Raw genomic sequence first — 26,240 nt, forward strand, 5'->3', positions numbered from 1 at the left:
CCCTGCCCCTCTGCCCCCCTGCACTGAGGGCGCAGCCGCCACAGTTGTAGAGCAGCTTTGGGAACCTCCTGGTATTTTTTTGGTGCGATTTGATGGCGCTAGTGCTGTCAAATAGTGATTGATAGTAGTTTTTAACCAGGCATTATCCAACTCGGCTGTTGAGGCTGTATCTGTTCCCCAGCGCCAGCCCAAAAAGGTAGAACGCTCAGTTGTCACTACTGCGGCCGGATTATCTTTAGAATTCCAAACAGCAGGAGATTCACTGCCCATATCATTAGGAATCACAACGCCGCCGCGCACTTTACCAAAGAGTCCAGTTTGATTTGTCCATTGTGGGATCTTGGTTTTTGCAGCTTGAATCTGTTCTGTGTCACTAAAGCTGAATCCCCAATAACCTCCCAAGAGCGATCGCAATAATTGCCGCACTCCTGGCGATGACAAACTACCGACAGGCCCACTAGCAATCAAACGCCCTCCCTTACTCATCCATTCTTCTAGGGCGATCGCTTGAGTTGGTGTTAATGTCTCAACATTTGGCAAAAATAATACTCGGCGATCGCCCCAATCTGCCCCACTCTTGACATCATTTAGGGAAATTACACAATATTTCACCCCTATTGTCTGTAAGCGATCGCTTATCCCTCCCCATTGATTTGCATTTTCTTGGCCATACACTACGCTCAATACGGGTTCTTCAGTCGCCGCCGTTACTGGCAAAATACTCAAAAAATTTAAAACTACAATTTCACAACTTAAAATAAATAATCTTCTAGCTTTTTTAATTTTTAAACTTATATCTTTTGGGTTTTCCTGATACTTCACCAGTGACTCCTCATTTAATTATTAATTAATTTAGTTATTAGTCAGAATTCATTAGTACACAATACACAACCATAGCTTGATTCTTAGTAATTTTACTGAGATTCTCAGCCGGATTAAGTAAAGCTAATATTTGGCTTTTCAAAAATCAAATAGGATTCCTATAAGCTTTTCGTAGAAGTACTTAGTGAATGACCTTCATCAATCTAGCCTATCAAAACCAGTAAAAAATGCCAAGATAGATACTCAACTTCCCAGGCGATTCTATAGAAATTGTTAGCTATTACATTGTGAATTTAATTCCATTAGTGACTAGTTTTTTAGAAACTTTTGCATTTACCAATTTCCATAGGCTTTTGCGTAATTGCAGAGAGTTTTCACTTAAACCTAAAATAAAAAATGCCACTCTTGTTCTAATTATCTGTTTTTCAGGGTTTTTGTGAGTGAGTTAAAAAAGTAATACTAGTGCATCTTAAAGCCCTCATCCTAAATCCCTCTCCCAAGTTTGGGAGAGGGATTTAGGGTGAGGGCTCTGTTCCCCCGATCGCAATTTCGGGAGAAGGGGTGAGGTTTTGATATGTACTTCATCTACCTGTGAACTGCTATAGACTAAAGAGCTAACAAAAACAGCTTAAAGAATACAGGTATTGATTAAATCTTCAACTCCTCCTACTGGTAAAATTTTTGTCTCCAATTTACAGGCTATTTCTTCAATACTCATATCATCTAAAAATACTAATTCACCATGTTTGAGCATTACATTTGGCAGTAAAATTCCGTCTCCCAAATCTTGCCCTTGTAAGTTCAACAGCAAATCATGACCCGTTAGTAAGCCCGTGACAGTGATACTCTGTCCCCAATAATCACTACATAAAGCACGCATATTTACTTTTAATCCTTCAACAGCATTTAACCGTTTCAAGATAGGTTCAAAGGCGTTTTCTACTGCGTTGCCTACTACCCAAGTTAATTTTCTCTGAGGATAAACTTTTGGCGGTAGTAATTCTGTTGCCGCGGCTGCAAATTGCTTGATAAACAACTGAATTGAACCAACACCATTATCAATTTGGGGATACTCTTCATATTCAGATTCGCTCGGTAATTCTTCACCTGCAATCAAAAACCACTCATCAGCTAACCAAGCGACGTTAGAGGAAAACTTTTGGCGAAATTGTTGTGAGAGTATTCGCACTTGAGAAATCACTTCTTTCGCTTTTTCTCTGGTTACGGGTGTAAGTTCGTCTTCTAGAGGCCGAAACCTTGTCAATCCAACTGGCACAACTGCCACTGATGCCACCGTAGGCACTTCACCAGTATGAAAGGATGCTAAGTCTTTTAAGGTTTGCTCCAGGTGTTCGCCATCATTTATACCAGGACAAACAACCACTTGAGCATGAATTTGTAGCCGTCTTTTTTGAAACCACTTGAGTTGTTGCAAGATTTGTCCCGCACGGGGATTTTTCAGCAGTCTAATTCTAACTTCCGGCTCCGTGGCATGAACAGAAACATACAACGGAGACAAGCGCATTTGCTCAATTCGCTGCCATTCTCTTTCTGGCAAATTGGTCAGGGTAAGATAAGAGCCATACAAAAAGCTTAGGCGGTAATCGTCGTCTTTAAAGTACAAACTGGTGCGCTTACCTGGTGGCTGTTGGTCGATAAAGCAAAATGGACAGCGGTTATTGCACTGAATTAAGCCATCAAATAGGGCAGTTTCAAATTCTAGCCCCAAGTCTTGGTCGTAATCTTTTTCGATTTCCAGGCTATGAGTTTTACCAGCAGCGTCTAAAACTTCTAATTCCAAGACTTCATCGGCACACAAAAACTGATAATCAATTAAGTCGCGGGGACGTGTACCATTGATTGCAACGATCGCATCCCCAGCTTCAAAACCAATCTCTGCGGCTATTGAGTCTGGAAGAACCTTGGTAATTCGGGCAGGATGAATGGTAGTCATGGGGAATGGGGCATTGAGCAAAACAGTTCCGGGTTCCAAGTTCTGAGTGCTGAGTAGGGAATCTCACTTCTTTACTCAGAACTCAGGACGGGCTAAACGCCCCGCTAACATAACTGGGCACTATTGAGGGGCATTGGGCATTATAGCGTTTCTTAGTTGAGTCTAATACAGACCTAACCCCTACCTCCTTCCCTACTAGCGTTAAGGAGTAAAATTCAAAGCCTCTCTCTTTGTAGGAGAGAGGTTTGGAGTGAGGTTAGATTGTATTACATACAAACGAGCGTAGGCGTAGCCCGTCGAAGGACAAATGACAAATGACTATTATCCTTTCCAACCTGCTGCGATCGCTAGTAAGATCGCACTACCAAATGCTAATCTATACCATACGAAAATCAAAGTGTTTTTGGTTGCTAAGTATTTGATCAAAAATGCAATTGATAGGTAGGAAAAAATCAAGGTTGAAATAATTCCTACAATTAATAGTCCAACAATGTTATCTGGCAACTGATGAGCTTGAAACAACTTGAATATTTTTAAGCTTTTATACAGCGTCGCAATTGTAAGAGTTGGAAACCCTAACAAAAATGAGAATTTTGCTGCTGTAGCGCGTTCTAATCCTAAAAATAAGGCAGTTGTCAACGTCGAACCAGAACGAGAAACGCCCGGAATCAAGGCAAGTGTTTGTCCCAATCCAACCAAAATACCATCCTGAATCTGCAATGACTCAAAACCTCGCTTACGAGTGCCAATTTTTTCTGCCAAAGCTAATACAAGGGACATAATAATTGACATGATGCCAATAATTAATGCACTCTCAGGTAAAACATCTTTCAAAAGGAAGCCGAAAATTAAAGCGGGCAGTGTTCCGACTACAATACCGACAAGAATCTTCCATTCTTCACGTTGCCAGTCTTTAGTTTTTAGTGCTTCGATCCCACCTTTGACAATACTATAAATCAGCGACCAAAAATACCCCACAATTGCTATAACACTGCCAAATTGAATTGCATCAACAAAATCTTTAGAACCTAGTTCTTTCCAACCAAATACCTTTGTCACAATCAGAAGATGTGCGGTGCTACTGATTGGCAAAAACTCTGTAATACCTTGAACAATACCTAAAATAAAAGCTTGAATAAACTCCATATACAATTAATACCTTTTTCGTGTTCTAGAGATCGTGATGAACATTTTTTAGCTGATGATGTTGCTTTATATACTCTCTATTGCACCCAATCTTGTAGAAAATTCAATTTTACCGATCGAAAACATCATCGAAGACGCTGACTATGTTCTTACACCCACCTCAATAAGTCAACGCAATTTGAAAAATTCATCAAACTTTAATATTTAGCGGACTAATACCAGCTCACTTTTTAACTATTAGATTTTACCCTCACCTCTGTGTAGTCCCCCATTTACAATGAACTACATAACAGTTGTGTACATAGTGCAACTTGAATGGATTCGTCTGGCGCAGAATGTTTTGTTTGGTTTGCACCAGCGCTAGTGGAAATTTCAGTATAATTACAATGCCCCAGGGGGGGATTTGAAAATGTGATATCTTAAATAAGATAAAGTTTAGTAACAAATATTAAAAACTTTGATTAATAATACACTGTCTTCCTACAGCGCTTCTACCCCTTCTATTGATACCGAGTTGGATTTAGCTGATACTGGGCAGAATGGTATCAGACAATTGGAATCTACACTTTCGTTTTCTCCCTCTCTACCCTTATCTACTTCTGCCCGACAAACTTGGTTAGTGTTTGCAGCAGCGGTGTTTTTGGTAACAGTGCCAGTATTTATAGAAGCGCCAATAGTGCGATCGCTACCAAGTCTGAGTCTAGCCCTGACAGGATTTTGGGTGTGGCTAAGTTTTGCCTTAATGTCACGCCCTGCAACTTACGTCTGGGGGGATTTGCTCTTGGGGTTTAGCTGGAGTTGGTTAGCAGGAGCGATTTACTGGGGTTGGTTACGTTGGGAACCTTTATGGCATCTGCCGATAGAATTTATCGGTTTACCGTTTGCTTGTTGGTGTCTGGTAAAGAATTGGGGCAAGGTAGGTAACTGGTTTTATTTAGGTTCTTTACTCGGTACAGTTTTAACAGATGTATATTTTTATATAGTAGATTTAATGCCCTATTGGCGGCAAATCATGAGAGTAGATGCAGATTTAGTACCGCAAATCTTACAAAATGCTCTCATGCAAGTACAAGCACCTTGGGGGCAAACTTGGGCGATACTTCTGGGCGTAGTGCTACTAACAGTAGGAATTTCAGCTTTAGGTCGAAATCAAAGACACTGGTATGCCTTTGGTGGCGCAGTTTTAAGCACAATTTTGGTAGATAGCTTGTTTTTGTTAGCTGCGATCGCAGCGTGAAAAAGGTAGGAGACACTATATGTTGCAATGAGCGTGTAGGCTTCTCTTACTGAAACTTTTCCCAGCCCAATCTACGGCACATCAAAAATGATGCTGTAGATGATTAATTAGTTAAGAAATATTACATAAAAATCCCTCAGCATCAAGTCTTTTTTGGTAAGGTTTTCGATCTTAGAAATCGTACAGTTTGGTGTCTGCTTGGGAGGTAGAATCAGCCACCCGGAAAAGATTTCGTCTAGCTGGGAATGCTGCTGGGATCGTCGATGCAACGCTATCGCAGCGATGTAGGTACTCTTGCCACAATGAAAATTTTTGCCAAAAGTATAGTCAAACCCAGTAACGGTAAATATTGTGGATATTAATACGCTGTATATTAGTTTCTGATGACTGCTGTGTTGACTAAGCTATCAGCTTTTGTCCTTCGTCCTTTGTCCTTCGTCCTTGGCGCTATCACGTAGAGGCATTAGGGCCTCCCGCAGGGTATGACTAATGACTAATGACCAATGACCAATGACTAAATGACTGTTGTTAGCTTAAAACTTTTATTTCTGTTTGATGGAAAGAGGTAGAAAAATCGTGAAAGGATTGGCGCGTTTATTAACAGTGTTTAGTTTGTTACTTAGTTGCTGGGGATGGTTGGGAACAACTCAGATAGCCCAAGCTGCTAGTTTCAACAGTTTTGCTTTTCCCCAAGTCCCAGTTCTGGCAATTGAGCGGCAGAATCGGGCAGACGCTAAACTAGGAACGGAATTTGGTAAAAAAATTGATTTGAATAATACCAACGTCCGAGCTTTTCAACAGTTTCCAGGGCTTTATCCCACCCTGGCTAAGAAAATCATCACCAATGCTCCTTACCAAAAGGTAGAGGATGTATTGGATCTTGCCGGATTGAGCGATCGCCAAAAAGAAACCCTGCAAGCCAACCTCGATAAATTCACCGTGACGGAATTAGAGCCTGCCTTCAATGAAGGAGACGATCGCTTTAACAACGGTATCTACAGATAACTGAATTGCAGTTAATGTAGCAAATAGCAGCCCACTCCTGATTCTAGCGAGTGGGATTCTTCTATTAGAGATAAGGGGGGATGAGGGAGATAAGGAGGATGAGGGAGACAAGGAGGACGAAGTAAAATTTCTTCCTTGTCTCCCTCATCCTCCTTATCTCCCTCATCCCCCCTTATCTCTAATAGAAGAATCCCACTCGCTAGAATCAGGAGNCCCCCTGCTCCCCCTACTCATTACCTTGTCTCAAATAGATATTCCCAGCCAATTTGATGTCTTAGTAGTCGGTGCTGGTGCCGCTGGACTATACACAGCGCTGTGTCTGCCAGAATGCTTGCGAGTCGGTTTGATTACCAAAGAAACCGTTGCTTTATCCGCCAGTGATTGGGCACAAGGTGGCATTGCCGCAGCGATCGCCCCAGAAGATTCTCCCACGCTGCACATTGAAGATACGATCCAGGCGGGCGCAGGTTTATGCGATCGCACCGCTGTCGAATTTCTCGCCCAACACGCTCCTAGCTGTATTCAATCCCTAGTTAACTTGGGGGTCGCTTTTGACCGTCATGGTCAAGCCTTAGCTTTAACTTTGGAAGCCGCCCATTCTCGCCGTCGTGTTCTCCATGCTGCGGACACCACAGGGAGGGAAGTTACTACTACCCTCACCGCTCAAGTATTACGTCGCCAAAATATTCAAGTCATTCAGCAAGCTTTGGCTTTGAGTTTGTGGATTGAACCCGAAACTGGTTGCTGTCAGGGAATTAGCCTGTTTTATCAAGGTAAAATCACCTGGATAAGAGCTGGTGCTGTGGTACTAGCAACCGGCGGTGGCGGTCAGGTATTTGCCCAAACCACTAACCCGGCTGTGAGTACGGGTGATGGGGTAGCGATCGCATATCGGGCTGGGGCTATCCTCCGCGATTTAGAATTTGTCCAATTTCACCCGACTGCTCTCACTAAACCTGGTGCCGATCGCTTCTTGATCAGCGAAGCTGTACGCGGCGAGGGGGCACATCTCATCGATAATGAAGGGCGGCGTTTTGCCTTTGACTACCACCCTGCTGGTGAACTTGCACCTAGAGATGTGGTTAGTAGAGCAATTTTCAGCCATTTACAACGTACCGCCCTTGATTTGGCTACTGCCCATGTGTGGTTGGATATGCGCCCCATCCCCGCCGACAAGATTCGTCACCGCTTTCCCAACATCATTAAAGTTTGTCAGCATTGGGGTGTTGATGTCTTCCACGAACCAATTCCTGTAGCGCCAGCCGCCCATTACTGGATGGGTGGAATTGTTGCGGATCTAATGAATCGTACAAATATCCCCGGTTTGTACGCAGTGGGTGAAACCGCTAGTACTGGAGTGCATGGGGCCAATCGCCTTGCTAGTAATTCCCTGTTGGAATGTATTGTGTTTGGGGCCCAGATGGCTAATATTAAGTTAGAAAATATTGGGCTGTCCTCAGAAACACCAGTGCTACCATTACGGAAATTTAATCCCGATCCTAGTGAGTGGCACATCCAACAAGCACAGCTAGAAGCACTCAGGGAGAAGTTACCGCGTCTAGTGTGGGAAAGTGCTGGTATTTGTCGAGAACAATCAAGGCTGGAAAATGCGATCGCTACTATTGAATCTTGGCAGCAAGATTTCGCTGCCTTGCCTTTAACTCAATTCTTGCTTGCTTTACGTCCAGTAGAACCCGCTAGTTTTGACCTACCAGATGTTGAACGGCAATTGGGACTTTGGGCAGAAACCCGCAATTTATTAGATGTAGCTGATTTAATTCTCAAAAGTGCTGCTTTTAGAACCGAAAGCCGAGGCGGACACTTCCGTTTAGATTATCCTCAACCAGACTCAAATTGGCAAGTCCACACACTTATACAAACAAATCATTGGTGGAAATCTCCACTATTGTCTTGAATCAACTATCTTAAAGAGCCTGACGGTTTTCGCAACCCTAAGCACAACATCTTGCAATGAGCCGCCAAGTAAAAGATGTGGTGTCCAAGACGGTAGTTAACTCATCGCGCTGCTTTACCACAATCTAAAATCTAAAATTGCCATCAACGAGTACCGCTACCATTATGACTGTCGGGACCACCATAATTTGGTGGAATGTATATGTCTTGTAAATTTTGAGAATTGACCTTGCGGACGATTAAGCTATCACTGCTAGTAGGACCAAAAGAATTAGCACTTGCAGTACTTAATATACCTGTGCAAGCGGCAATTTTTGGGATCAGTATATAAGCACCTATGCAGAATATCATAAACTTTGTGATTCGGAAGTTAGTCTTCATGTATTTCAGTAAATTTACTAGTTTTTCATTTCAAAGCGTATTTTTATTTACTACCGTATATTTACTGTACTTTTTGGAAAAAGTATTTTAACTTTATGAAATTATTGCTGGTAGCGTACAAGTTATTGTGGTATTCGCTTGTCGATTAACCTTAATGTGCGGATATAAAAGAGTCTTTATACTTAAGTGGTATTCTTAATAAGCAGTTTTTACATCAGTCTCAGGTTAGATATGTCAATGATTTACTGTGAGCATTTTGCTTAATTCACTATTTATTAATAATATCTTAACACTTTTAAGTGTAAACACTATGTTTTCTGAATCAAGAGTTCAGAAGAATAGGAAATAATACTTATTTGATTGTATAGTTTAGACTTAATAGAGTATAGATGTGTAAAGATAAAACAACATATTTATCGTGTCATAAGGATTTTTAAAACTATCAAACAGCGTAATAAACGAATAAGTACAGGTATAATTTTTAATGCAATTCAAATTACATTAAAAATTATTTTCCTAATTATTTTTGATCGCTAATTGCTTTGTGACATTAGTCATGAGGTTTAGTCTTCAAGCCAAAAAGCCTTGCTGGGTATATATATTGGCTAAAAATTTACCTCGCAGTACATAAGCTATACTTTTCAAAATAGTGCCTTAGACGTGTCTCCAGTCTAAATTCCTAATTTGAAGGTAAAAATTGTAACTATAGTGAAAAAAACTGGAGACTTGACTCTTAACTAATTAAGCAAACTCGTAGCGATTTTTACCCAGGCGCTTGGCACGATACATTGCTGTATCAGCTTGTTTTATCAAAGTTTCACTGTCTTGACTGTTGTATGGGTAAACACTAATGCCAATACTGGCAGAGACTTGGATTGTATAGCCGTCCAAAACAATTGGCTTGGTAATACTGCTTAAAATTTTTTCGGCGACTTTAGCAGCTATTTGGACATTAGGAATTGCCCGTAAAATCACAGTAAATTCATCGCCACCCAAACGAGAAACTGTATCACTAGCGCGTAAAGAGTTGCTGAGTCTTTCAGCAATAGTCATTAACAAGCGATCGCCCATCTCGTGTCCCAAAGTATCATTGACTTGCTTAAAGCCATCTAGATCGATAAACAGCAGTCCCAGCAACAAGTTATTGTGTTGCGCCCAATGTAAGGACTCGTAAAGTAAGTTGTTCAGCAAAAAATTTGCGATTGGATAAACCAGTGAGGGGGTCGTGATACGCTAAATAACGTAAGTGGTCTTCTTTGAGTTTTAATTCATTGTTAGAGCGGTATAGTTCAGCAGCAGTACGCTTCAGCTGTTCTTCCATCAGCTTACGCTGAGTAATATCTCGGATGACACCAACTAAAAAGAAATTACCAGCTGAGTCTTTGTGGAGCGATCGCTTAGTGGCAATTAGATGAGTCTTACCATCGGCATTTGTAAATTCTTCTTCATGTTCTTGGGGTTGTTGAGTCCGAAAAACAAGATCGTCCTGTTGTCGAAACACATCAGCTTCATGTTTTGGGAAAAAGTCATAGTCTGACTTTTCAATTAAAAACTTATTTGGATAACCGATAAATCGACAATACGCCTCATTTAAAACAATCCACTGATGTTGTTCATTTTTCACAAAAATTGGATCGGGGATCGTGTTGATAACGTGATGCAAAAATTCTTTGGAACGTTTCCACTCTTCCTGCATGTGAGCAATATGACTAGTCATCCAAATCGCTGAAGTGCCAAAGCAAACCAGTGAGGGAATGAGAGGTATCCACCAACCGTACAAAAAAGCCAGGTATGCACTCACGGTCAATACAAAGCAAGAAACTAGGATACAGAAGAGACTCCTAGTTGCGTGTCGTATCCGCCATATCGTCACGGCTCCCAAATAAGACCAAACAAAAACCCATAAGTATTCCACTAAGTCAGGCCAAACTTTGAGTAATGGTCTTCCATCAACAGCAGCAGAGATTAACTCACTAATAAAATAAGCCTGCAATTGAATACCAGGTACAGGCTTTGCCGTACCAATTAAACTGCTGGAGTAAGGAATAAATACAAAATCTTGGAGACTGGGTGCTGTGGAGCCAATAAGTATAATCCGATCTTTGATTAAATTTGCTTTGACTTTATCTGCCAGTACATCTCTCATCGATACCTGGCGAAAACTACAAAATTCTCCAGACAAACTTTGACATTTAGGTTTGGGAAAATTGCTCAAAATTTGGTAGCCTCTATCATCAACTCCCACATAAGCACCATCATTAGCCTCAAAACGAGTAAATGCTGCCTTCCCTAATTGCAAATACTCAGAGTTACTTTTTGCTTTAGTGGGAGTAATTCCCTTTGACTTTAAATACAATAAAGCCAACTTCAGGGCAAAACTTTCATGTACTTCACTTTTAATGTGCCAATACAACAAACTGCGACGTACTTTACCATCAAGATCGTACAGCACGTTATTAAAGCCCACTTGATCCTGATTCAGCCCTGGTGGAGGCGAAACACTAAAGTTTTTGTTGTTATCATTTGCTAGTAGTTCAATACCAATCAAGTTGGGCATTGACTTATAAGCATTACGTAGTTCTTGATTACCAGGCTCTACTGGTAAATTTTTGTAGATATCTAAGCCAATCGCACGGGGTTTGTGGACATTTAATTTTTGCAACAACTGGGCAACCTTCGCATCTGGAATTGGCCACGAACCTACTTCGTTTAAATAAGCCTCATCAATCACTACGATCGTAATCCGGTCTTCTGGCGGTTCATTTGGACGTAAGCGAAAAAATTGATCCAAAGCTGCCAACTCCAAAGATTGCAATAATCCGATGGAGTGCAAAAGCAGGACGCAGACTGCAACGCTGGCCGCAGTAATCAATTCTCTGTGTCCTCGACTAAGCGATTGTTTCAGCCCAAAGGTTAACTTCACAAAACGCTTGCCTAGCTGCTGATTCATTCCCATTACCTAGTGAAATATTCTCTATTTCCTATAGCTATTAACTATCGGACTAACATAGCTCAAGTAGGAGCTAAATAGAGTTTCTAAAAATTTTTTCAAATTAGCAAGGTTCTTTAAGACATCGTGGTATTTGTGATGTATTACCATATATTGAGGCCAATTATCTGACTAAAAGGCAACTGTGACTTTTGTAGCTCTCAGCACAGATTAATAAATATTGTTGAAAGTAAGTTCAGTAACTTTTACTCTCAAAGCCTTGTCTGGTAGAGCTTACTCAACGAAACTCACACATTTGCGATCGATTAGGTATTTTACTGAGAATTTCGTTAACTTCCAACAGACACACCTCTGGGTTTGAACCTGACATGATTACATCCCAAGGTGGCTCTCAAGTGTTATAAAAACAAATTAAAATATACATTGTTTTAAAGCAAATGTACTTAGCTAATTTCCTTTAGCTTAAGTGTTTGCAGATAAAGCCGCAGGAAAATTGATATTGGGCATTGGATAAGGCCTATCATCTGTTAGCAAAAACAAAAAAGTCAACTGGAAACAGATTTTACTGTATTTATCCAGTTGACTATGGGGTGTGAACTACTGAAGGTCAGTTTACTTGAAATACTTAAAGTTTCGAGGCCCTGTGTAACCAGAAACTTTCGCTAGTTCCTCTAAATTTTGGACTCCGCTATAGCTTTTACCATTAACGATCCAAGTGGGGAAACCTTCAATTTTTGCAGCCTTACAAAGTTCTGGTTGAGCTTTGAGTCCATCAGGAGCGCACTCTACCTTAATACCATTATTGATTATTTCCTCAGCTTCTTTACCAAAAAGCAGCTTTTGTTCATGGCAGTGAGGACACCAATAAGCACTGTATTCCTTTGCACCTACCTTCGCTAGATGCTGTGCTAAGGCTATTTCTGCCTCACCAGAAGTAGTGGTAACTTCCCAACCGAACGCTGGGTTGGGATTTTCCTTGGGAGTAAAGGTAATTTTTGTGGGTTGTCCAGGAGTTCCAGGTGTCACATCTGATTGATTCACGCCAGCATAGACGCCTAAAGTACCAATCAGCGTTACCATCCCGACAATTAGGGCGGTAAACAAGATTTGTCCAATATCCTCCCAAGTCCGACCGATAATCGTTAGTATCAAAAGACTCACAGAGAACAAAGCTGAACCGATACAGTAAGGACAAATAGCTTTGATTTGAGATGTTAGCACATACATTAAGTAGCCGCTAAAGACAGACATAGCGATCGCACCTGCCAGCAGCAGCCACCACGTCCAATTTTCCAATTGTTTGCGGCTATTATTTTCCCCTGAGTTGAATATCAAGGGAGCCAAAGCAAATATCACCATACTGATGTATGCCAAAAACCCAAACAAAGCTAATGGCTGACCAAAAACCGTTGCCCAAGGGCTGGAAAGCACATCATTACAGCCCTTAGCACCAGCCTGTGCCACACAAGCGGCACTGCCTCCGGTTAACTTTTCTATGGTGAGATAACCTGTGATCAGGGCACCACATCCAGCGATCGCGGCAATCAATGGACGTGACCATTTATGAATCCAAGGAGTAGAACGGCGGCGAATCATAAATATTGGGGACTGGGGATTGGGGATTGGGGAAGGTGGGGCCCCCTCTGGGGATAAGGGGTAATGGGGATTGGGAACTGGGAAGAGACAAAGGAGTGACTTGTCCTTTATGTCCTCCTAATCCCTAGTCCCCATTCCCCCTTTAAGAATGTAACTTCACTTGTTCTGCTGATTTGCTTTCACCTTTGGAGTTCCAATTGCGACGGGCGGCTTCCACAAATTGACTGACGCGAATTGGGTCAATTGGTTGCTCAATACGTCCATGACGTTTTAGGGAACTGGAAACTATTACACCATCTGCTGCTTGCATTAATGTATCAATATTTTCCCAATTAGCCCCACTGCCGATGAACACTGGCGTGCCATTTGCTGCGCCACAAGCTAGTTCCAAATCTTCTAAGTTAGGAGGACTACCAGTAGCCCAACCAGATAAAATCACTCCGTCTGCTAAACCCCTTTCAATGGTGTCTTTCACGGCGACTGTGAGATTTGGAGAACTCAAAGGACGGGCGTGTTTTACCAACACATCGGCCAGGATTTTAACATCACAGCCCAACTCCCGTCGATAGCGGAGTAGTTGATGGGCTTCTCCCTCAATTAATCCTTGGTCGGTTGCCATCACGCCTGTGAGGACGTTGACGCGGATAAATTGCGCTTGTACACAGCTAGCGATCGCTATTGCACTTTTGGCATCGTTTCGCAAAACATTTAAGCCTATAGGCAAAGTTACCAAATTCTGTATGCGCTGCACCACAATGGTCATGGCACTCACAACCACCGGATCGACTTGGTTTTTGGTAAACGGCGCGTCGAAAAAATTCTCGACAATCAGACCGTCAACCCCTCCACTTGCTAAGGCTGCGGCTTCTTGTTCGGCACGATCAATCACCGCTTTTAAACTACCTCCCCAACGGGGTGAGGTAGGCAGTGGTAGCAGGTGAACCACGCCAATAATTGGGGAACGAGTTTTAAATATCTGATATAAGTCCACGTCTTTAATCCGCCTCGCGGAGTCCAGAGTCCAGAATTTTTTGACTATTGAACGCCAGTTCAACACCACTCCTCTTAAGATCAGGAACCTTTTTACAGGGGTGGCTCTTCAACGGGGAAAACCCCGCACGTGACTGGCTCCTTTTGACCCTTGACTCTTGACTTTTCATTAACTAGTCAAATGTGTTTTATGATAGTCGGTTTATTGCCTCTTTCCTCAGATGGAAATTGGCGTGAAACCTCCCATAAGATATGTTAAGATAAAACTTGGCTACAAGAGGAGTTTGCCACTCACTAGACGCAAGGCAGCTTTCCGTGGTTTAGGCGTCTTGTCCGCGCACTGTCGTAGGACTTGCCAATCGCCAGGGTAGCATTACTGCTTTATAGGCGTAGTCGCTTTCGTCGATTTCCCTGAGGGTAGCGACTTCTCAAAACAAGCCCTTTGGGCGGCTTCCCGATGGGTAGGTTAACAACGCACACGCTGTGGTAATGTAAAATATCAATAGGCGAATTGTTAAAAAACATTACAAGTGTCAAATGTACCCAAAGACACTTCAATTTACCCTGGGGAACAGATTGATAAAAATATCATAACATGACCTCTATTTTTATTATTGATAGGGTCATAATTCTACGGACAGTTGCTAACAGTGAAAATCTGTCAACGTGCTGTTATTAGAAGGATAGCGGTCGGAAAAAAGCGAAATTAGCGCCGGAATGTTGACTACAAGAAAAAAAATGAAGATATTTTCAAAATATGGGTGACAAGCCAACGATTGCCATTTCTCATCTGGGCTGCGAGAAAAATCGAATTGATACAGAACACATGCTAGGACTGCTCGTAGAAGCAGGCTACGGTGTAGATACAAATGAAGAGTTAGCAGATTACGTTATTGTTAATACTTGTAGTTTTATTGAAGCGGCCCGGCAAGAATCTGTCAGAACTTTAGTAGAACTGGCAGAGGCAAATAAAAAGATCGTAATCACTGGCTGTATGGCGCAACACTTCCAAGAGCAACTTTTGGAGGAGTTACCTGAAGCAGTAGCGGTGGTGGGTACAGGCGATTATCACAAAATTGTTAATGTAATTGAGCGTGTTGAACTTGGCGAGCGGGTCAAACAGGTTAGTATAGAGCCAACCTACATTGCCGACGAAACTACACCGCGCTATCGCACTACAACAGAGGGCGTTGCTTACCTCCGAGTTGCCGAAGGTTGTGATTATCGTTGTGCATTTTGTATAATTCCTCATCTTCGAGGGAACCAGCGATCGCGTACTATAGAATCTATCGTCGCCGAAGCGGAGCAGTTAGTTAGTCAAGGGGTAAAGGAAATTATTTTAATTTCCCAAATCACCACTAACTACGGTCTAGATATTTACGGTCAGCCAAAATTAGCCGAATTACTTCGCGCTTTGGGGAAAGTAGATATACCGTGGATCAGAATGCACTACGCTTATCCCACGGGACTGACCCCAGATGTGATCGCGGCGATTCAAGAAACACCCAACGTCTTGCCTTATCTGGATTTGCCCTTGCAGCATTCTCATCCAGATGTTCTCCGCTCCATGAATCGTCCTTGGCAAGGACGCGTAAATGATGGGATTATAGATCGCATCAAAACGGCGCTACCAACAGCCGTATTGCGGACAACATTTATTGTTGGTTTCCCAGGAGAAACAAACGAGCATTTTGAGCATTTACTAGAGTTTGTTCAAAGGCATGAATTTGATCATGTTGGTGTCTTCACCTTTTCCTCTGAGGAAGGAACCCCAGCTTACAAATTGCCAAATCAGTTGCCCCAATTGGTGATGGACGAGCGCCGATACCAACTTATGGAAATCCAGCAACCGATTTCCCAAAAGAAAAATCAACAGGAAGTAGGCAAAATCGTTGATGTCCTGATTGAGCAAGAAAATCCTGAAAGTGGTGAATTAATAGGTCGTTCAGGTAGATTTTCCCCAGAGGTTGATGGTCTGGTATATGTCAAAGGCCAGGCAAAATTAGGAACCATCGTGCCAATAGCGATTCACCACGCTGATACATACGACCTCTATGGTCAGGTAGTCAATAACTAAATTGTCCTTTGTCTTTTGTCCTTTGTCTTTTGTTAAATGACCCTTACAGATTTACCCTTATTCCAATATCGACGCTGCATTAATGGCAGTTTTCATGAGGGTTTACCTGAAGTTCGGGGACTCACTCGTGGGCATAGCTTCTCCAAGAGTTTGAGGCTTTGCTATCGCCCTTGGCTGACTAACTAGCCAATAACTAATGACTAATGACTAATGACTAATGACTAATAACTAATGACTAAATGACTAATCCAAAATCCTTACATAAAATTTAGGACGAATTAATGACTCTTTCATTTCAAGAATTAGGAATTTCCCAAGAGCGTGTCGAAGAACTAGAAAAAATCGGTTTTACCGAACCAACTAACATTCAAGTGCAAGCAATTCCCCAATTGTTAGCAGGTCGTGATGTAGTCGGTCAATCTCAAACTGGAACAGGCAAAACGGCAGCATTTTCACTGCCAATTTTAGAGCGGCTAGATATCAATCAAAGAGCCGTACAAGCCATAGTTTTAACACCAACTCGTGAATTAGCGATGCAAGTTCACGATGCGATCGCCCAATTTATCGGTAATGAAGGATTGCGGGTGTTAGCAATCTATGGAGGTCAATCAATTGACCGCCAAATGTTACAACTCAGACGTGGCGTTCACATGGTTGTGGGCACTCCCGGACGGGTCATAGACTTGCTCGATCGTGGCTGTTTAAAGCTCGATCAAGTGAAGTGGTTTGTGTTAGATGAAGCCGATGAAATGTTGAGCATGGGCTTTATCGACGATGTAATCAAAATCCTCTCGCAAGCGCCCGTAGATCGCCAAACAGCTTTATTCTCGGCAACAATGCCACCATCAATTCGGATGTTGGTGAACAAGTTCTTGCGATCGCCTGCAACTGTCACCGTCGAGCAACCAAAAGCCGCTCCTAACAAGATTAATCAAGTAGCTTACCTGATCCCCCGCCACTGGACAAAAGCCAAAGCTTTACAGCCAATTCTGGAAATGGAAGATCCAGAAACAGCCTTAATCTTTGTGCGCACCAGACGCACCGCCGCCGAACTCACCAGTCAGTTACAAGGTGCTGGTCACAGTGTTGATGAATACCACGGGGACTTGTCCCAACAAGCACGGGAACGCTTATTAGTCAGATTCCGTAACCGTCAAGTCCGCTGGGTGGTAGCAACTGATATTGCAGCACGAGGGTTAGATGTCGATCAACTCTCCCATGTCATCAACTTCGACTTACCCGATAGCGTAGAAACCTACGTCCACCGTATTGGTCGTACTGGTCGTGCTGGTAAAGAAGGAACAGCAATCTCTTTAGTCCAACCATTTGAGCGGCGCAAGCAGCAAACATTTGAACGTCATAACCGCCAAAGTTGGCAAGTGCTGACGATTCCCACACGCGCCCAGATTGAAGCAAAACACATTCTGAAATTGCAAGAACTGGTGCGGGAAGCTTTGACAGGTGAGCGTTTAGCTTCATTCTTGCCTATTGTCAGCGAATTGATTGAAGAATACGATGCTCAAGCGATCGCCGCAGCTGCACTACAAATCGCTTACGACCAAACTCGTCCCGCTTGGTTGAGTTCAGACGTGGAAATTCCCCAAGAAGAATCTTCTGCTCCCAAACCAAGACTCGGTAAGCGTCGTGAATCTTCTAGCGATCGTCCCCGTGCTGCATGGAAATCGGATAGCAGCAATGGAGATGAAGAAAGACATTCTTCTCCCAAGCCAAAACTGCGGACAAGTGGAAGTGGTCGTGAATCTTCTGCATCCCCTAGTAAAAAGATAGGTTCACCGACAGCTAGAGAATCAGCTTCTTAGTCAACAGTTAGAAGTTAATCAATTTTGGATTTTAGATTTGAGGTTTTTTCTTCAATCCAAAATCCAAACCTAAAATTGGAGAGTTGAGAGTTAGGAGTCAATATTTTGACTTTGGCTCTTGACTTTTTGGCTTTTTGGGTAATTTTTTCTCCCAGTTTGTAGGAAGATAAATTACAGATGCATTCTTCGTGGTCTTATGTTCACTATTCCAGACTTAGAGCAACTACAAGCAGAGCATCCAGAATGGCAGATGGAGCTAGTAGACGGAAATATACTTCTTATGGGGCCATCAGATTATGAGTCAGAGGAAATAGGCATAGAGTTTGCGCGGCAATTGGCTAATTGGGTGCGCCCACAGAGGCTAGGACGGGTCACTGGTTCTAGCGCTGGTTTTATTTTGCCTACATTAGAAACTGAAAACGGGAAAGAAGCTGATCACGAAAAACGAAATCTCCGCGCTCCTGATATATCTTTTGTTCGTGCTGATAGGCTTAAAACAAGCAAGCGCGACTTTGTGGAACTGGTGCCTGACTTGACGGTAGAGATAAAATCTAAGTCAGACCGGATCAAACCACTAGTAGAAAAGATTCAGCTATTCCTACAACTTGGATGTACAGTTGGTATCCTGATTGATCCTGACAAATTGACGCTCACAGTTTATCGCCTCAACCAAGAACCAATAGTTTTGCAGGACAACGACAAACTGACACTACCAGACTTACTACCAGGTTGGGAGCTAGTAGTGTCAGAAATTTGGCCTCCTGTGTTTGAGTAGTTCAGAAATACTACAGCCAAGGACGACTAACTAGTTCTAACTCTCCAATTTCATCGTCGCTCAATTTCCAGCCCAAAGCGCCAGCATTTTGCCGTACCTGTTCGGCTGTCTTCACCCCAGCAATGGGAATAACGTTCCCCTGAGCAATTAACCAGTTGAGAGCAACTTGGGCAGGAGTGCGATCGTATTTTTCCCCGAAGTTGCGTAGTAAAGATATGACTGGGGCAATTTTTTGCAGTCCTTCTTTCTTAAATCGCGCGTCTATTTTCCTCGCACCAGTGGGAGTTTCAGCACTATCAATACTGTACTTGCCTGTGAGTAATCCCTGAGCTAAAGGACTATAAGCCAAGATAGTCACACCCAAGTCACGGGCAGTTGTGATAATACCTTTGCTTTCAACTTGGCGACTGAGTAAAGAATAGCGCACTTGGTTCACAGCCAAAGGCACTCCACGGGCTGCCAATATTTGATGCGCGTCTCGCATTTGCTCTGCTGAGTAATTACTTACACCAACTGCCGCAATTCTGCCCCGCTTCACTTCATCCGCTAGGGCATTCATCAAAGTTTCTTGACTTAAAAAGAAGGCAAAAGGCCAATGCACTTGATACAGGGCGATTCGCTCTAATTGCAAGCGTTTGAGGCTAGCTGTTAAAGCATCAGAGACGGATTGGGCTGTAAATCGCCACGGTAGTGGGCCAAATTTTGTGGCGATTTGTACAGATTGTTGTGTCTGTTGGAGAAATTGTCCCAAAAATTTCTCTGATAGTCCCATTCCGTAGACTTCGGCAGTATCAAAGAAGGTAATACCAGCTTCTAAGGCTGCGGTAAAGGCTTCTTGTAACTGTTCTGGTCCGTAGCGATCGCCATAATTCCAAAATAGTTTATCACCCCAAGCCCAAGTGCCTATGCACAAGGGTGTAACAGATGGGCCATTTTGCCCCAATGTGATGTTTTCCACGGTTGCAAAATTTAGTTTATTTACATTTCTTTACTTTTATAGTGTATCGTTATAGACAAGATTGGGTGCGATCGTCACCACTTGGCTGCAAATCTTCTAGTGCCGCAGCTACGCCCGTCATAGACATCGCGCCTTGCATAAAAATTTAAAACCTGAATCAAACGCGCATAAACAAGATCCCCGACTTCTTGAAGAAGTCGGGGATCTGCGGGTTGCAATTCTCACAAATCAAATAGGATTGCTATAGTTGAGTGTATTTACTTGTATTTATGAATTAGAGGATTTATCCTGCTTGGGTTTTTTGATTAATTCCATGTAGACATTAATCTCACTAATTTCTACATCATGCTCAACTCTGGTTACTTTCCATCTTTCCTTTTTTAAGTAAACTTCCTCTCCTACTCTGGGAGTAAATTGGAGATCGTAGAATTTTTTGAGAAAATCTTTTTGATTTTCTTCCCATAATATTACTTTGACTGGTTCTTTAGTCATTGCTTATGCCTTTTTGGTTACTAGATGAAGGTAAGTAGTTTGATGACATACATACGGCAATTTTATCTTACTAATTCAATGGAATAGCGTAGTTAAAACCACATTTTAATATTGATATCTTTATATGGCTTGATTGCGTTTGATAAAGTTATTTTTGATTTGCTATTACACATAGTGGGATTCTGAAGCGTTTTTTAAGTCCTCCATTGCACCTTGGTAATCTTTCAGGGCAGCACGAATGCTACTTCGTTTGTTATAAGCTTGAGAATTGTTAGGATTGATCCGCAGTAATTGATTTAAATCTTCAAGTGCTTGTTGATAGTTTCCCAGATTGTAATGAACACTAGCCCGGTTATAGTAAGCTTCGGCAAAGGCGGGATTGATTTCCAAAACTTGGTTATAGTCCTTAAGCGCTTTGATATAGTCACTTAAGTTCTCATGCACAAGTCCACGGTAGTAGTATGTTAGAGTATCTTCACAATTAATTTGCACGGCTTGAGAATAATCTTCAAGCGCTCTTTGGTAATTTCCCAGGTAATAGTGTGCAAGCCCCCGCCGACTGTAAGCTTCAGCAAAGTCGGGATAGATCCGTAAAGTGTAATTGTAATCCTCAATTGCTCTATGTAAGTCTTTTAAGCGATAAAAGGCAACTCCTCGGTGAAAATAAGCTTCAGCAAGATCAGGCTTAATTTTCAATGCTTGGCTGTAATTACCAATGGCTTCCTGCATCTCTCCCAGATTGCTACGGACAAAACCACGGTAGAAGTAAGCTAAGGCTTCATTGGGATCAAGGAATAGTATTTCGCTGTAGACCTCAATTGCTTTTAGATTATCTCCCAAACTGTAGTGAACATGACCCCTCTGGTAGTAAGCATCTATATATTGAGAGTTTAGGTTAATAGCTTGAGTAAAATCTTCAATCGCTCCTTTCTGAAATTCTCCCTCAGTCTTGGCTAGCCCTCTTTGGTAGTGTAGCTGGGCATTATTGGGGTTAAGCTTCAGTGCTTGGGTAAAATACTCAATTGCTCCCAAAAAATCCCTATGACGGTGACATGTCAGCCCTTTTTGAACGTAATGAGTAGCATTTTTTGTCTTTCGGGTATAATTCTGGTTCCCCTTAGATTGCCCCTCATATTTCTTCTGTTGCGAGTTATGTGGTTGGCATCCACGAATATACTCTTTGAGAATGCTATTGCGGTTGGGGTGGCGTAACTTGCGGAGTGCTTTCGCTTCAATTTGACGAATTCGTTCGCGGGTTACATGAAAAATCTGGCCAATTTCCTCAAGGATCTTCATGCGACCGTCATTCAAGCCGTAGCGGAGTCTGAGAACATCTCGTTCGCGGGGACTAAGACTGTCGAGAACTTTTTCTAAATCTTCCCGCAGCATATTTTTATAAACTTGTTCTTCTGGGGTTTCCTCATCAGATTCTATAAAATCTGCCAAGCATAAATATTCTTCTATATCTCCCTTATAAAACCAAGGGTCTTTATCTAGAACTAAATAGATGGGAGTTTCTAGAGAAATAGGTAACTGGGCAGATTTAGCAATAAACCGCAGCTTCTCAATGGTCATTTCCATACGAATAGCTATTTCTTCCTCACTCGGTTTGCGACCCATGTTTTGAGAAAGCAGCTTAGTTGTTTTCTTGATCCGAGAAATCGTTTCGTATAGGTGAACTGGAAGACGAATAGTGCGAGATTGGTCGGCGATCGCCCTGGTAATTGCCTGACGAATCCACCATGTAGCATAAGTAGAAAACTTGTAACCTTTTTCGTGGTAAAACTTTTCTGCGGCGCGAATTAAACCAAGACTACCTTCCTGAACTAAGTCTTGGAAACACAAGCCGCGATTCATATATTTCTTAGCAATTGAAACCACAAGGCGCAGGTTGGATACCACTATCTTATCTTTCGCCCTGCGACCAATATGCAGCCGATAACGAAAGGCTGGTAATGGCAGTTGTACAGCTTTTGCCCATTCACTATCATTAGGGTCACGCTCCAACTGTTCTGAAAGTTTTTCCCGTACCCTTTCTAATTCCAACAAATCGGCAATTTTCCGCGCCAATTCAATTTCTTCGTCTGCCCGCAGTAGGCGAATGCGACCAATTTCTTCTAGATAGAGGCGAATTGAGTCTTCTGTGTAGTGCTTTTTCTGAGTTTGCTTCCAATGATAAAAGTTCGCACTCCTAATAGAGTAACCGTCTTCTTCATCTAACGGAATTTCTAAAAACTCATCTTCACCTTCATCGATGATCAGTAAGTCATCTTCTTCGTTTATTAAGAGTTCTTCTAATGACATCTCAGGCTAATTTTTTATTTCTAGATCAGGCTGATAAATGCTTTCGAGTACGTTGTTACCAGTAATAGGAAAGCTATTAACATGAAACTTATAACGGGGCAACTTAATTATTTTACAGACAGGACGAGGGGTTTTTGATTCATCTGTTTTGTGCGTTTTTTCTTTTTCTACAGAGATGTGTTTGGATATTGAAAATGATGCTTTGTCCACAAGTGTCTGATTAGTTCCACCAAAAACACACATTAGCGATCGCCATTGTTCGTCGGTTAAATTTATTTGTCTCCTTTGAACACTCTGAGTAAAATTATGTTTTAAAGTATAAGGTTTCAAATCTTCTCTAGTCAGTACAACACCTTGAATGTTTGGCAAATTATGAAATCCTTTATTTTGCCACTGTTCTTGGCTAATAAAGGGAATAGCAACTCTAAAGTTTAAGTTTAATGAGGCGCAAAAATCTAGCTGTTTACGCAAATGGTTTTTAAGCGCAAACATCTGGTATTGTGCTTGGTTAACTGGTTTTATGCGGTCTTCATACCAGTTTTTCATTCTCCATTCAGCACCCTTAATAGCCTCTATATCATTGATGTAGCATCCTTTACATTCAATCACCCATAGTCCTAGCTGACGATGGACAATAAGAATATCAATCTCTCGCTCAAGATTTCCGTCTTTGTCAAATAGCTGATAACCATGAAATGCCTCACCAGGATCATCCCTGAAGGCAGATTTTACTTGTTGCCAAACTTCTTTCTCGGCGTTATTATTGGCATCAAAAATATTGTCGGGATAGAATTCCATAGAATCTCTAATTTAATAAATCGTTACTAAATTTAATTATTTGGGCGGATACCATCTGCACCAAATGTTGTAGTTAGTAACGGCTATTATTAGAGTTCCCAAAACTGAAGTTGTTATTAAGGTCACTTACTAGCAAGTTTCAACTCTGATGAAATCATGAGCATCTTAATCTGTCATATTTTGGTGCGATCGCTCTGGAAACCATAAAATGACAATTGAGGATTCTTATCAAGCTCTCCTCATTTTGCAAAAATATGACAACAGACATAAAATGCCCATTCTATGTATTTTGTTGTATGGCGATCTGGACAGCTTTTATATCAACATTAAGGTGTTGAGCAATCTGCTCCACACTCATTCCTGTTTTTAGTAACAGAGGCACGGTAAGTTTCAACATTTCAGCTTCCCGTTCTTTTCGACCTTCTTCTCGGCCTTCTTCTCGACCTTTGGCTTTCGCTTCTTGATAAACTCTTGTTTGCTCCAAAGTCAATCCCAGCATAGCTTTAACTTCCTCATTCTATGTGGTTGACTGTGCAGCGATCTGGACAGCTTCTATATCAACATTGAGGTGTTGAGCGATCTGCTCCACACTCATCCCTGTTTTTAGTAACAGAGGGACAGTAAGTTTCAACATTTCAACTTCCCGTTCTTCTCGACCCTCGGCTTTCGCTTCCTGATAAACCCTTGTTTGCTCTAAAGTCAATCCCAGCATAGCTTCAACTTCCTCTCTACTCAAGGTCGAAAACTTATAAACGGCAATTGTGGTGATGATGTCTAATATTTCGTTTCGCGGCAGTGTGTCCGTTTCCTCTAATTTTACCCGCTCAATCAATTGCTTTGCTTGCTCTGCCATCACTTCATCCGATGCTAGAGTCAACTGCATCAAGTTGATGCCTATTGGCTGCTGATTAGTCGCGCCTAACTCATCTAAATAGATTCGCTGCACTTGGTCGCTGTTGAGAAATATTCGATGAGTTTTTTGATCCCTTGGTTCCAAAGAGCGTGATGAAAAAATTACCACACAGAACCAGTCATCGTACTGAGAACGATTCCGGTTCAGGTACATCAGCGACTCGGTAAAGAACCTATGGTAGAGGGCTTCATCTCTTTGGAATTGAACTTCAGCAAAAAAGATAACTCTGGATGTTGCACCCTCTGGAGGTAAAAACACACCATCGATGCGGAAAGCCGTTTCTTTGACTTCAAGTGATTCAAATCGATAGTTTTGTGCTTGAGGAGGAGGGACATCAATCAGTTCAAAGAGTAACCCAGGAAAGCGCTTAAAAATTTGATAGTAAATGGAGTCTCGTTTCACTATTTCATCCTAAAATTCTCTCGTTATGCGTAGGCGTAGCCCTTCGGCTGCGCTCAGGAACCACCCGTCGTAGACATCGCAGATTACAACTTCCTAAAAATTAATCCTAACTTGGCTGAAGCATACCCTAATTGAGGTGTATAATTGCTTGCCAAATCGCAACTTCAACTTTTCGTTCGCTGATTTTAAGCGAGTAGGGTTTATCTTTATTTAAAGAGAGAGATTAAATCCTATAAAGCATACGAAAAACTAGCTATGGCAAGCGGTGAAGTATTTGATACCAAAACAAAATCCTTATCTGTGCCAAGGGTAAACCTGCTGACCATGTTTCGGCTGGGTTTATTTCAGATGGGGTTGAGCATGATGTCTATTTTGACTCTGGGGGTACTCAACAGAGTCATGATTCAAGAAATAGCAATTCCGGCGACGCTGGTATCAGTAGTTCTAGCACTGCCTTTATTTGTTGCTCCTTCGCGTGTCTGGTTCGGCCAGATTTCCGATGCCAAGCCTTTATGGAGATATCATCGTACAGCTTATGTTTGGGTGGGCGCGGCAATATTTGCGATCGCAGCATTTTTAGCTGTACAAGTAATGTGGCAGATGAATCTTGCTGGAAATAGTTCAGGTGCTTGGGTATGGACAACCCAAACAATCGGTTGGACAGCACTTTTGGCTTTAGTTTTCGCTGTCTACGGTCTAGGAATTTGTGCTAGCGGTACTGCCTTTGCTGCTTTGTTGGTGGATATATCTGAAGAAGATAACCGTTCCAAAGTAGTCGGTGTGGTTTGGTCGATGCTAATGGTGGGGATTATTGTTGGGGCGATTATTAGTGCCAGCTTGCTGAAACAGTTAACTCCAGAAGCAACTGTAGAAACCTTGCAGCCAGCAATCAACAGATTGTTTACTATCGTCCCAGCAATTGTATTTGGTTTAGCGATCGCAGCGACATTTGGCGTAGAAAAAAAATACTCCCAATACTCAACCCGTTCCACACTGGTGAACCGGGAAGACAGCATTACTCTAGGCAATGCTTGGAAAATATTGACAGCTAGCCCACAAACAGGTATATTTTTCACCTTTTTATTGGTGATGACCATCAGTTTGTTTATGCAAGACCCGATTTTAGAACCTTATGCGGGTCAAGTGTTTAAAATGCCCTTAGCGGAAAGTACCAAATTAAATATTTTTTATGGAACGGGTTTGCTGATTGCCTACGGCGTTACGGGTTTTTATATTGTCCCGCGTTTGGGTAAGCGCAGAACCGCACGTTTTGGCTGTATGTTGGTAGCGTTCTGTGCAATATTGCTAGGTATATCAGGATTCACAGCTAATGCAGCAGTTCTCAAACTAGGTTTGGTATTGTTCGGTTTAGCCACAGGTTTCTTAACTACAGCCGCAATTAGCTTGATGTTGGATCTCACCGCAGCAGAAGCCGCAGGTACGTTTATTGGGGCCTGGGGATTAGCGCAGTCCCTTTCTAGAGGTGTGGCGGTAGTCATCGGAGGTACAGTTTTGGATATTGGACGCAAGCTGTTACCAACCGTAGAACTAGCTTATGGACTGGTATTCGTTCTAGAAGCAGTAGGAATGGTGCTATCGATTTGGTTTCTGAATCGGGTGAACATTACAGAATTTCAAACAAGTACCAAGCAAGCGATCGCATCTGTTTTAGAAAGCGATTTAGACTAAACTGTATAGGGCATTGG

16 protein-coding genes and 4 pseudogenes are annotated in these 26,240 nt (G+C 42.2%); 7 read left to right on the forward strand and 13 right to left on the reverse strand.

The window, feature by feature from the left end:
* The 3 genes and pseudogenes from CDG76_RS27820 to CDG76_RS27830 form a co-directional block, all read right to left on the reverse strand.
* Positions 1–825: pseudogene (locus CDG76_RS27820) on the reverse strand (glycoside hydrolase family 10 protein); the annotation flags it as partial.
* 625 nt (positions 826–1,450) lie between these two features.
* Positions 1,451–2,776 (reverse strand): TIGR03279 family radical SAM protein, encoded by a 1,326-nt coding sequence (locus tag CDG76_RS27825; RefSeq protein WP_094352108.1) that lies wholly within the window; start codon positions 2,774–2,776, stop codon positions 1,451–1,453.
* Positions 2,777–3,097: 321 nt separating this feature from the next.
* Positions 3,098–3,922 (reverse strand): undecaprenyl-diphosphate phosphatase, encoded by an 825-nt coding sequence (locus tag CDG76_RS27830; RefSeq protein WP_094352109.1) that lies wholly within the window; start codon positions 3,920–3,922, stop codon positions 3,098–3,100.
* Between the two features lie 457 nt (positions 3,923–4,379).
* Between CDG76_RS27830 and CDG76_RS27835 the strand changes: the two genes are divergently transcribed.
* The 3 genes from CDG76_RS27835 (at position 4,380) to nadB (ending at position 8,079) form a co-directional block, all read left to right on the forward strand.
* Positions 4,380–5,159 (forward strand): DUF3120 domain-containing protein, encoded by a 780-nt coding sequence (locus tag CDG76_RS27835; RefSeq protein ID WP_190241003.1) that lies wholly within the window; start codon positions 4,380–4,382, stop codon positions 5,157–5,159.
* Positions 5,160–5,735: 576 nt separating this feature from the next.
* Positions 5,736–6,164, forward strand: coding sequence for a photosystem II complex extrinsic protein PsbU (psbU, locus tag CDG76_RS27840; protein WP_094352300.1), 429 nt, complete (start codon positions 5,736–5,738; stop codon positions 6,162–6,164).
* A gap of 238 nt (positions 6,165–6,402) precedes the next feature.
* Positions 6,403–8,079: an L-aspartate oxidase gene (gene nadB / locus CDG76_RS27845; protein ID WP_094352110.1), complete on the forward strand. Its 1,677-nt coding sequence runs from the start codon at positions 6,403–6,405 to the stop codon at positions 8,077–8,079.
* A 1,121-nt stretch (positions 8,080–9,200) separates the two neighbouring features.
* Here the strand turns inward: nadB and CDG76_RS27855 are convergent.
* The 3 genes and pseudogenes from CDG76_RS27855 to btpA all read right to left on the reverse strand — a co-directional run bounded on the left by CDG76_RS27855 (position 9,201) and on the right by btpA (position 13,996).
* Positions 9,201–11,409: pseudogene (locus CDG76_RS27855) on the reverse strand (CHASE2 domain-containing protein).
* A 612-nt stretch (positions 11,410–12,021) separates the two neighbouring features.
* Positions 12,022–13,005: a vitamin K epoxide reductase family protein gene (locus CDG76_RS27860; protein WP_094352112.1), complete on the reverse strand. Its 984-nt coding sequence runs from the start codon at positions 13,003–13,005 to the stop codon at positions 12,022–12,024.
* 142 nt (positions 13,006–13,147) lie between these two features.
* On the reverse strand, positions 13,148–13,996 hold the full coding sequence (gene btpA / locus CDG76_RS27865) for a photosystem I biogenesis protein BtpA (protein WP_094352113.1): 849 nt from the start codon (positions 13,994–13,996) through the stop codon (positions 13,148–13,150).
* Between the two features lie 756 nt (positions 13,997–14,752).
* On the opposite strand from btpA, the gene rimO reads away from it, so the two are divergent.
* The 3 genes from rimO (at position 14,753) to CDG76_RS27880 (ending at position 18,667) form a co-directional block, all read left to right on the forward strand.
* Positions 14,753–16,072 carry a 30S ribosomal protein S12 methylthiotransferase RimO gene (gene rimO / locus CDG76_RS27870; RefSeq protein WP_094352114.1) on the forward strand — a complete coding sequence of 440 codons (1,320 nt, stop codon included), beginning with the start codon at positions 14,753–14,755 and terminating at the stop codon, positions 16,070–16,072.
* A 281-nt stretch (positions 16,073–16,353) separates the two neighbouring features.
* The gene (locus tag CDG76_RS27875) at positions 16,354–17,892 is read left to right on the forward strand and encodes a DEAD/DEAH box helicase (protein WP_094352115.1); all 1,539 of its coding nucleotides are present in this window, start codon (positions 16,354–16,356) and stop codon (positions 17,890–17,892) included.
* 196 nt (positions 17,893–18,088) lie between these two features.
* Entirely contained in the window at positions 18,089–18,667 is a 579-nt protein-coding gene (locus CDG76_RS27880) for a Uma2 family endonuclease (protein WP_094352116.1), read from the forward strand.
* Between the two features lie 10 nt (positions 18,668–18,677).
* On the opposite strand, the gene CDG76_RS27885 is transcribed toward CDG76_RS27880, so the two are convergent.
* The 7 genes and pseudogenes from CDG76_RS27885 to CDG76_RS27910 all read right to left on the reverse strand — a co-directional run bounded on the left by CDG76_RS27885 (position 18,678) and on the right by CDG76_RS27910 (position 24,534).
* Positions 18,678–19,625 (reverse strand): aldo/keto reductase, encoded by a 948-nt coding sequence (locus tag CDG76_RS27885; RefSeq protein WP_094352117.1) that lies wholly within the window; start codon positions 19,623–19,625, stop codon positions 18,678–18,680.
* Between the two features lie 267 nt (positions 19,626–19,892).
* Entirely contained in the window at positions 19,893–20,117 is a 225-nt protein-coding gene (locus CDG76_RS27890; RefSeq protein ID WP_094329757.1) for a hypothetical protein, read from the reverse strand.
* Between the two features lie 165 nt (positions 20,118–20,282).
* Positions 20,283–21,149: a tetratricopeptide repeat protein gene (locus CDG76_RS38665; protein WP_223265439.1), complete on the reverse strand. Its 867-nt coding sequence runs from the start codon at positions 21,147–21,149 to the stop codon at positions 20,283–20,285.
* Positions 21,150–21,284: 135 nt separating this feature from the next.
* A pseudogene (rpoD, locus tag CDG76_RS38670) lies at positions 21,285–22,487 on the reverse strand (RNA polymerase sigma factor RpoD); the annotation flags it as partial.
* 408 nt (positions 22,488–22,895) lie between these two features.
* Positions 22,896–23,219 (reverse strand): annotated as a pseudogene (locus CDG76_RS38675) (nuclease-related domain-containing protein); the annotation flags it as partial.
* 280 nt (positions 23,220–23,499) lie between these two features.
* On the reverse strand, positions 23,500–23,718 hold the full coding sequence (locus CDG76_RS27905) for a hypothetical protein (RefSeq protein WP_094352120.1): 219 nt from the start codon (positions 23,716–23,718) through the stop codon (positions 23,500–23,502).
* Between the two features lie 18 nt (positions 23,719–23,736).
* The gene (locus CDG76_RS27910; RefSeq protein ID WP_094352121.1) at positions 23,737–24,534 is read right to left on the reverse strand and encodes an Rpn family recombination-promoting nuclease/putative transposase; all 798 of its coding nucleotides are present in this window, start codon (positions 24,532–24,534) and stop codon (positions 23,737–23,739) included.
* A 255-nt stretch (positions 24,535–24,789) separates the two neighbouring features.
* On the opposite strand from CDG76_RS27910, the gene CDG76_RS27915 reads away from it, so the two are divergent.
* Positions 24,790–26,223 carry a BCD family MFS transporter gene (locus CDG76_RS27915; RefSeq protein WP_094352122.1) on the forward strand — a complete coding sequence of 478 codons (1,434 nt, stop codon included), beginning with the start codon at positions 24,790–24,792 and terminating at the stop codon, positions 26,221–26,223.
* Positions 26,224–26,240 lie beyond the last annotated feature (17 nt).

The organism is Nostoc sp. 'Peltigera membranacea cyanobiont' 210A (assembly GCF_002246015.1).
GTDB lineage: Bacteria > Cyanobacteriota > Cyanobacteriia > Cyanobacteriales > Nostocaceae > Nostoc.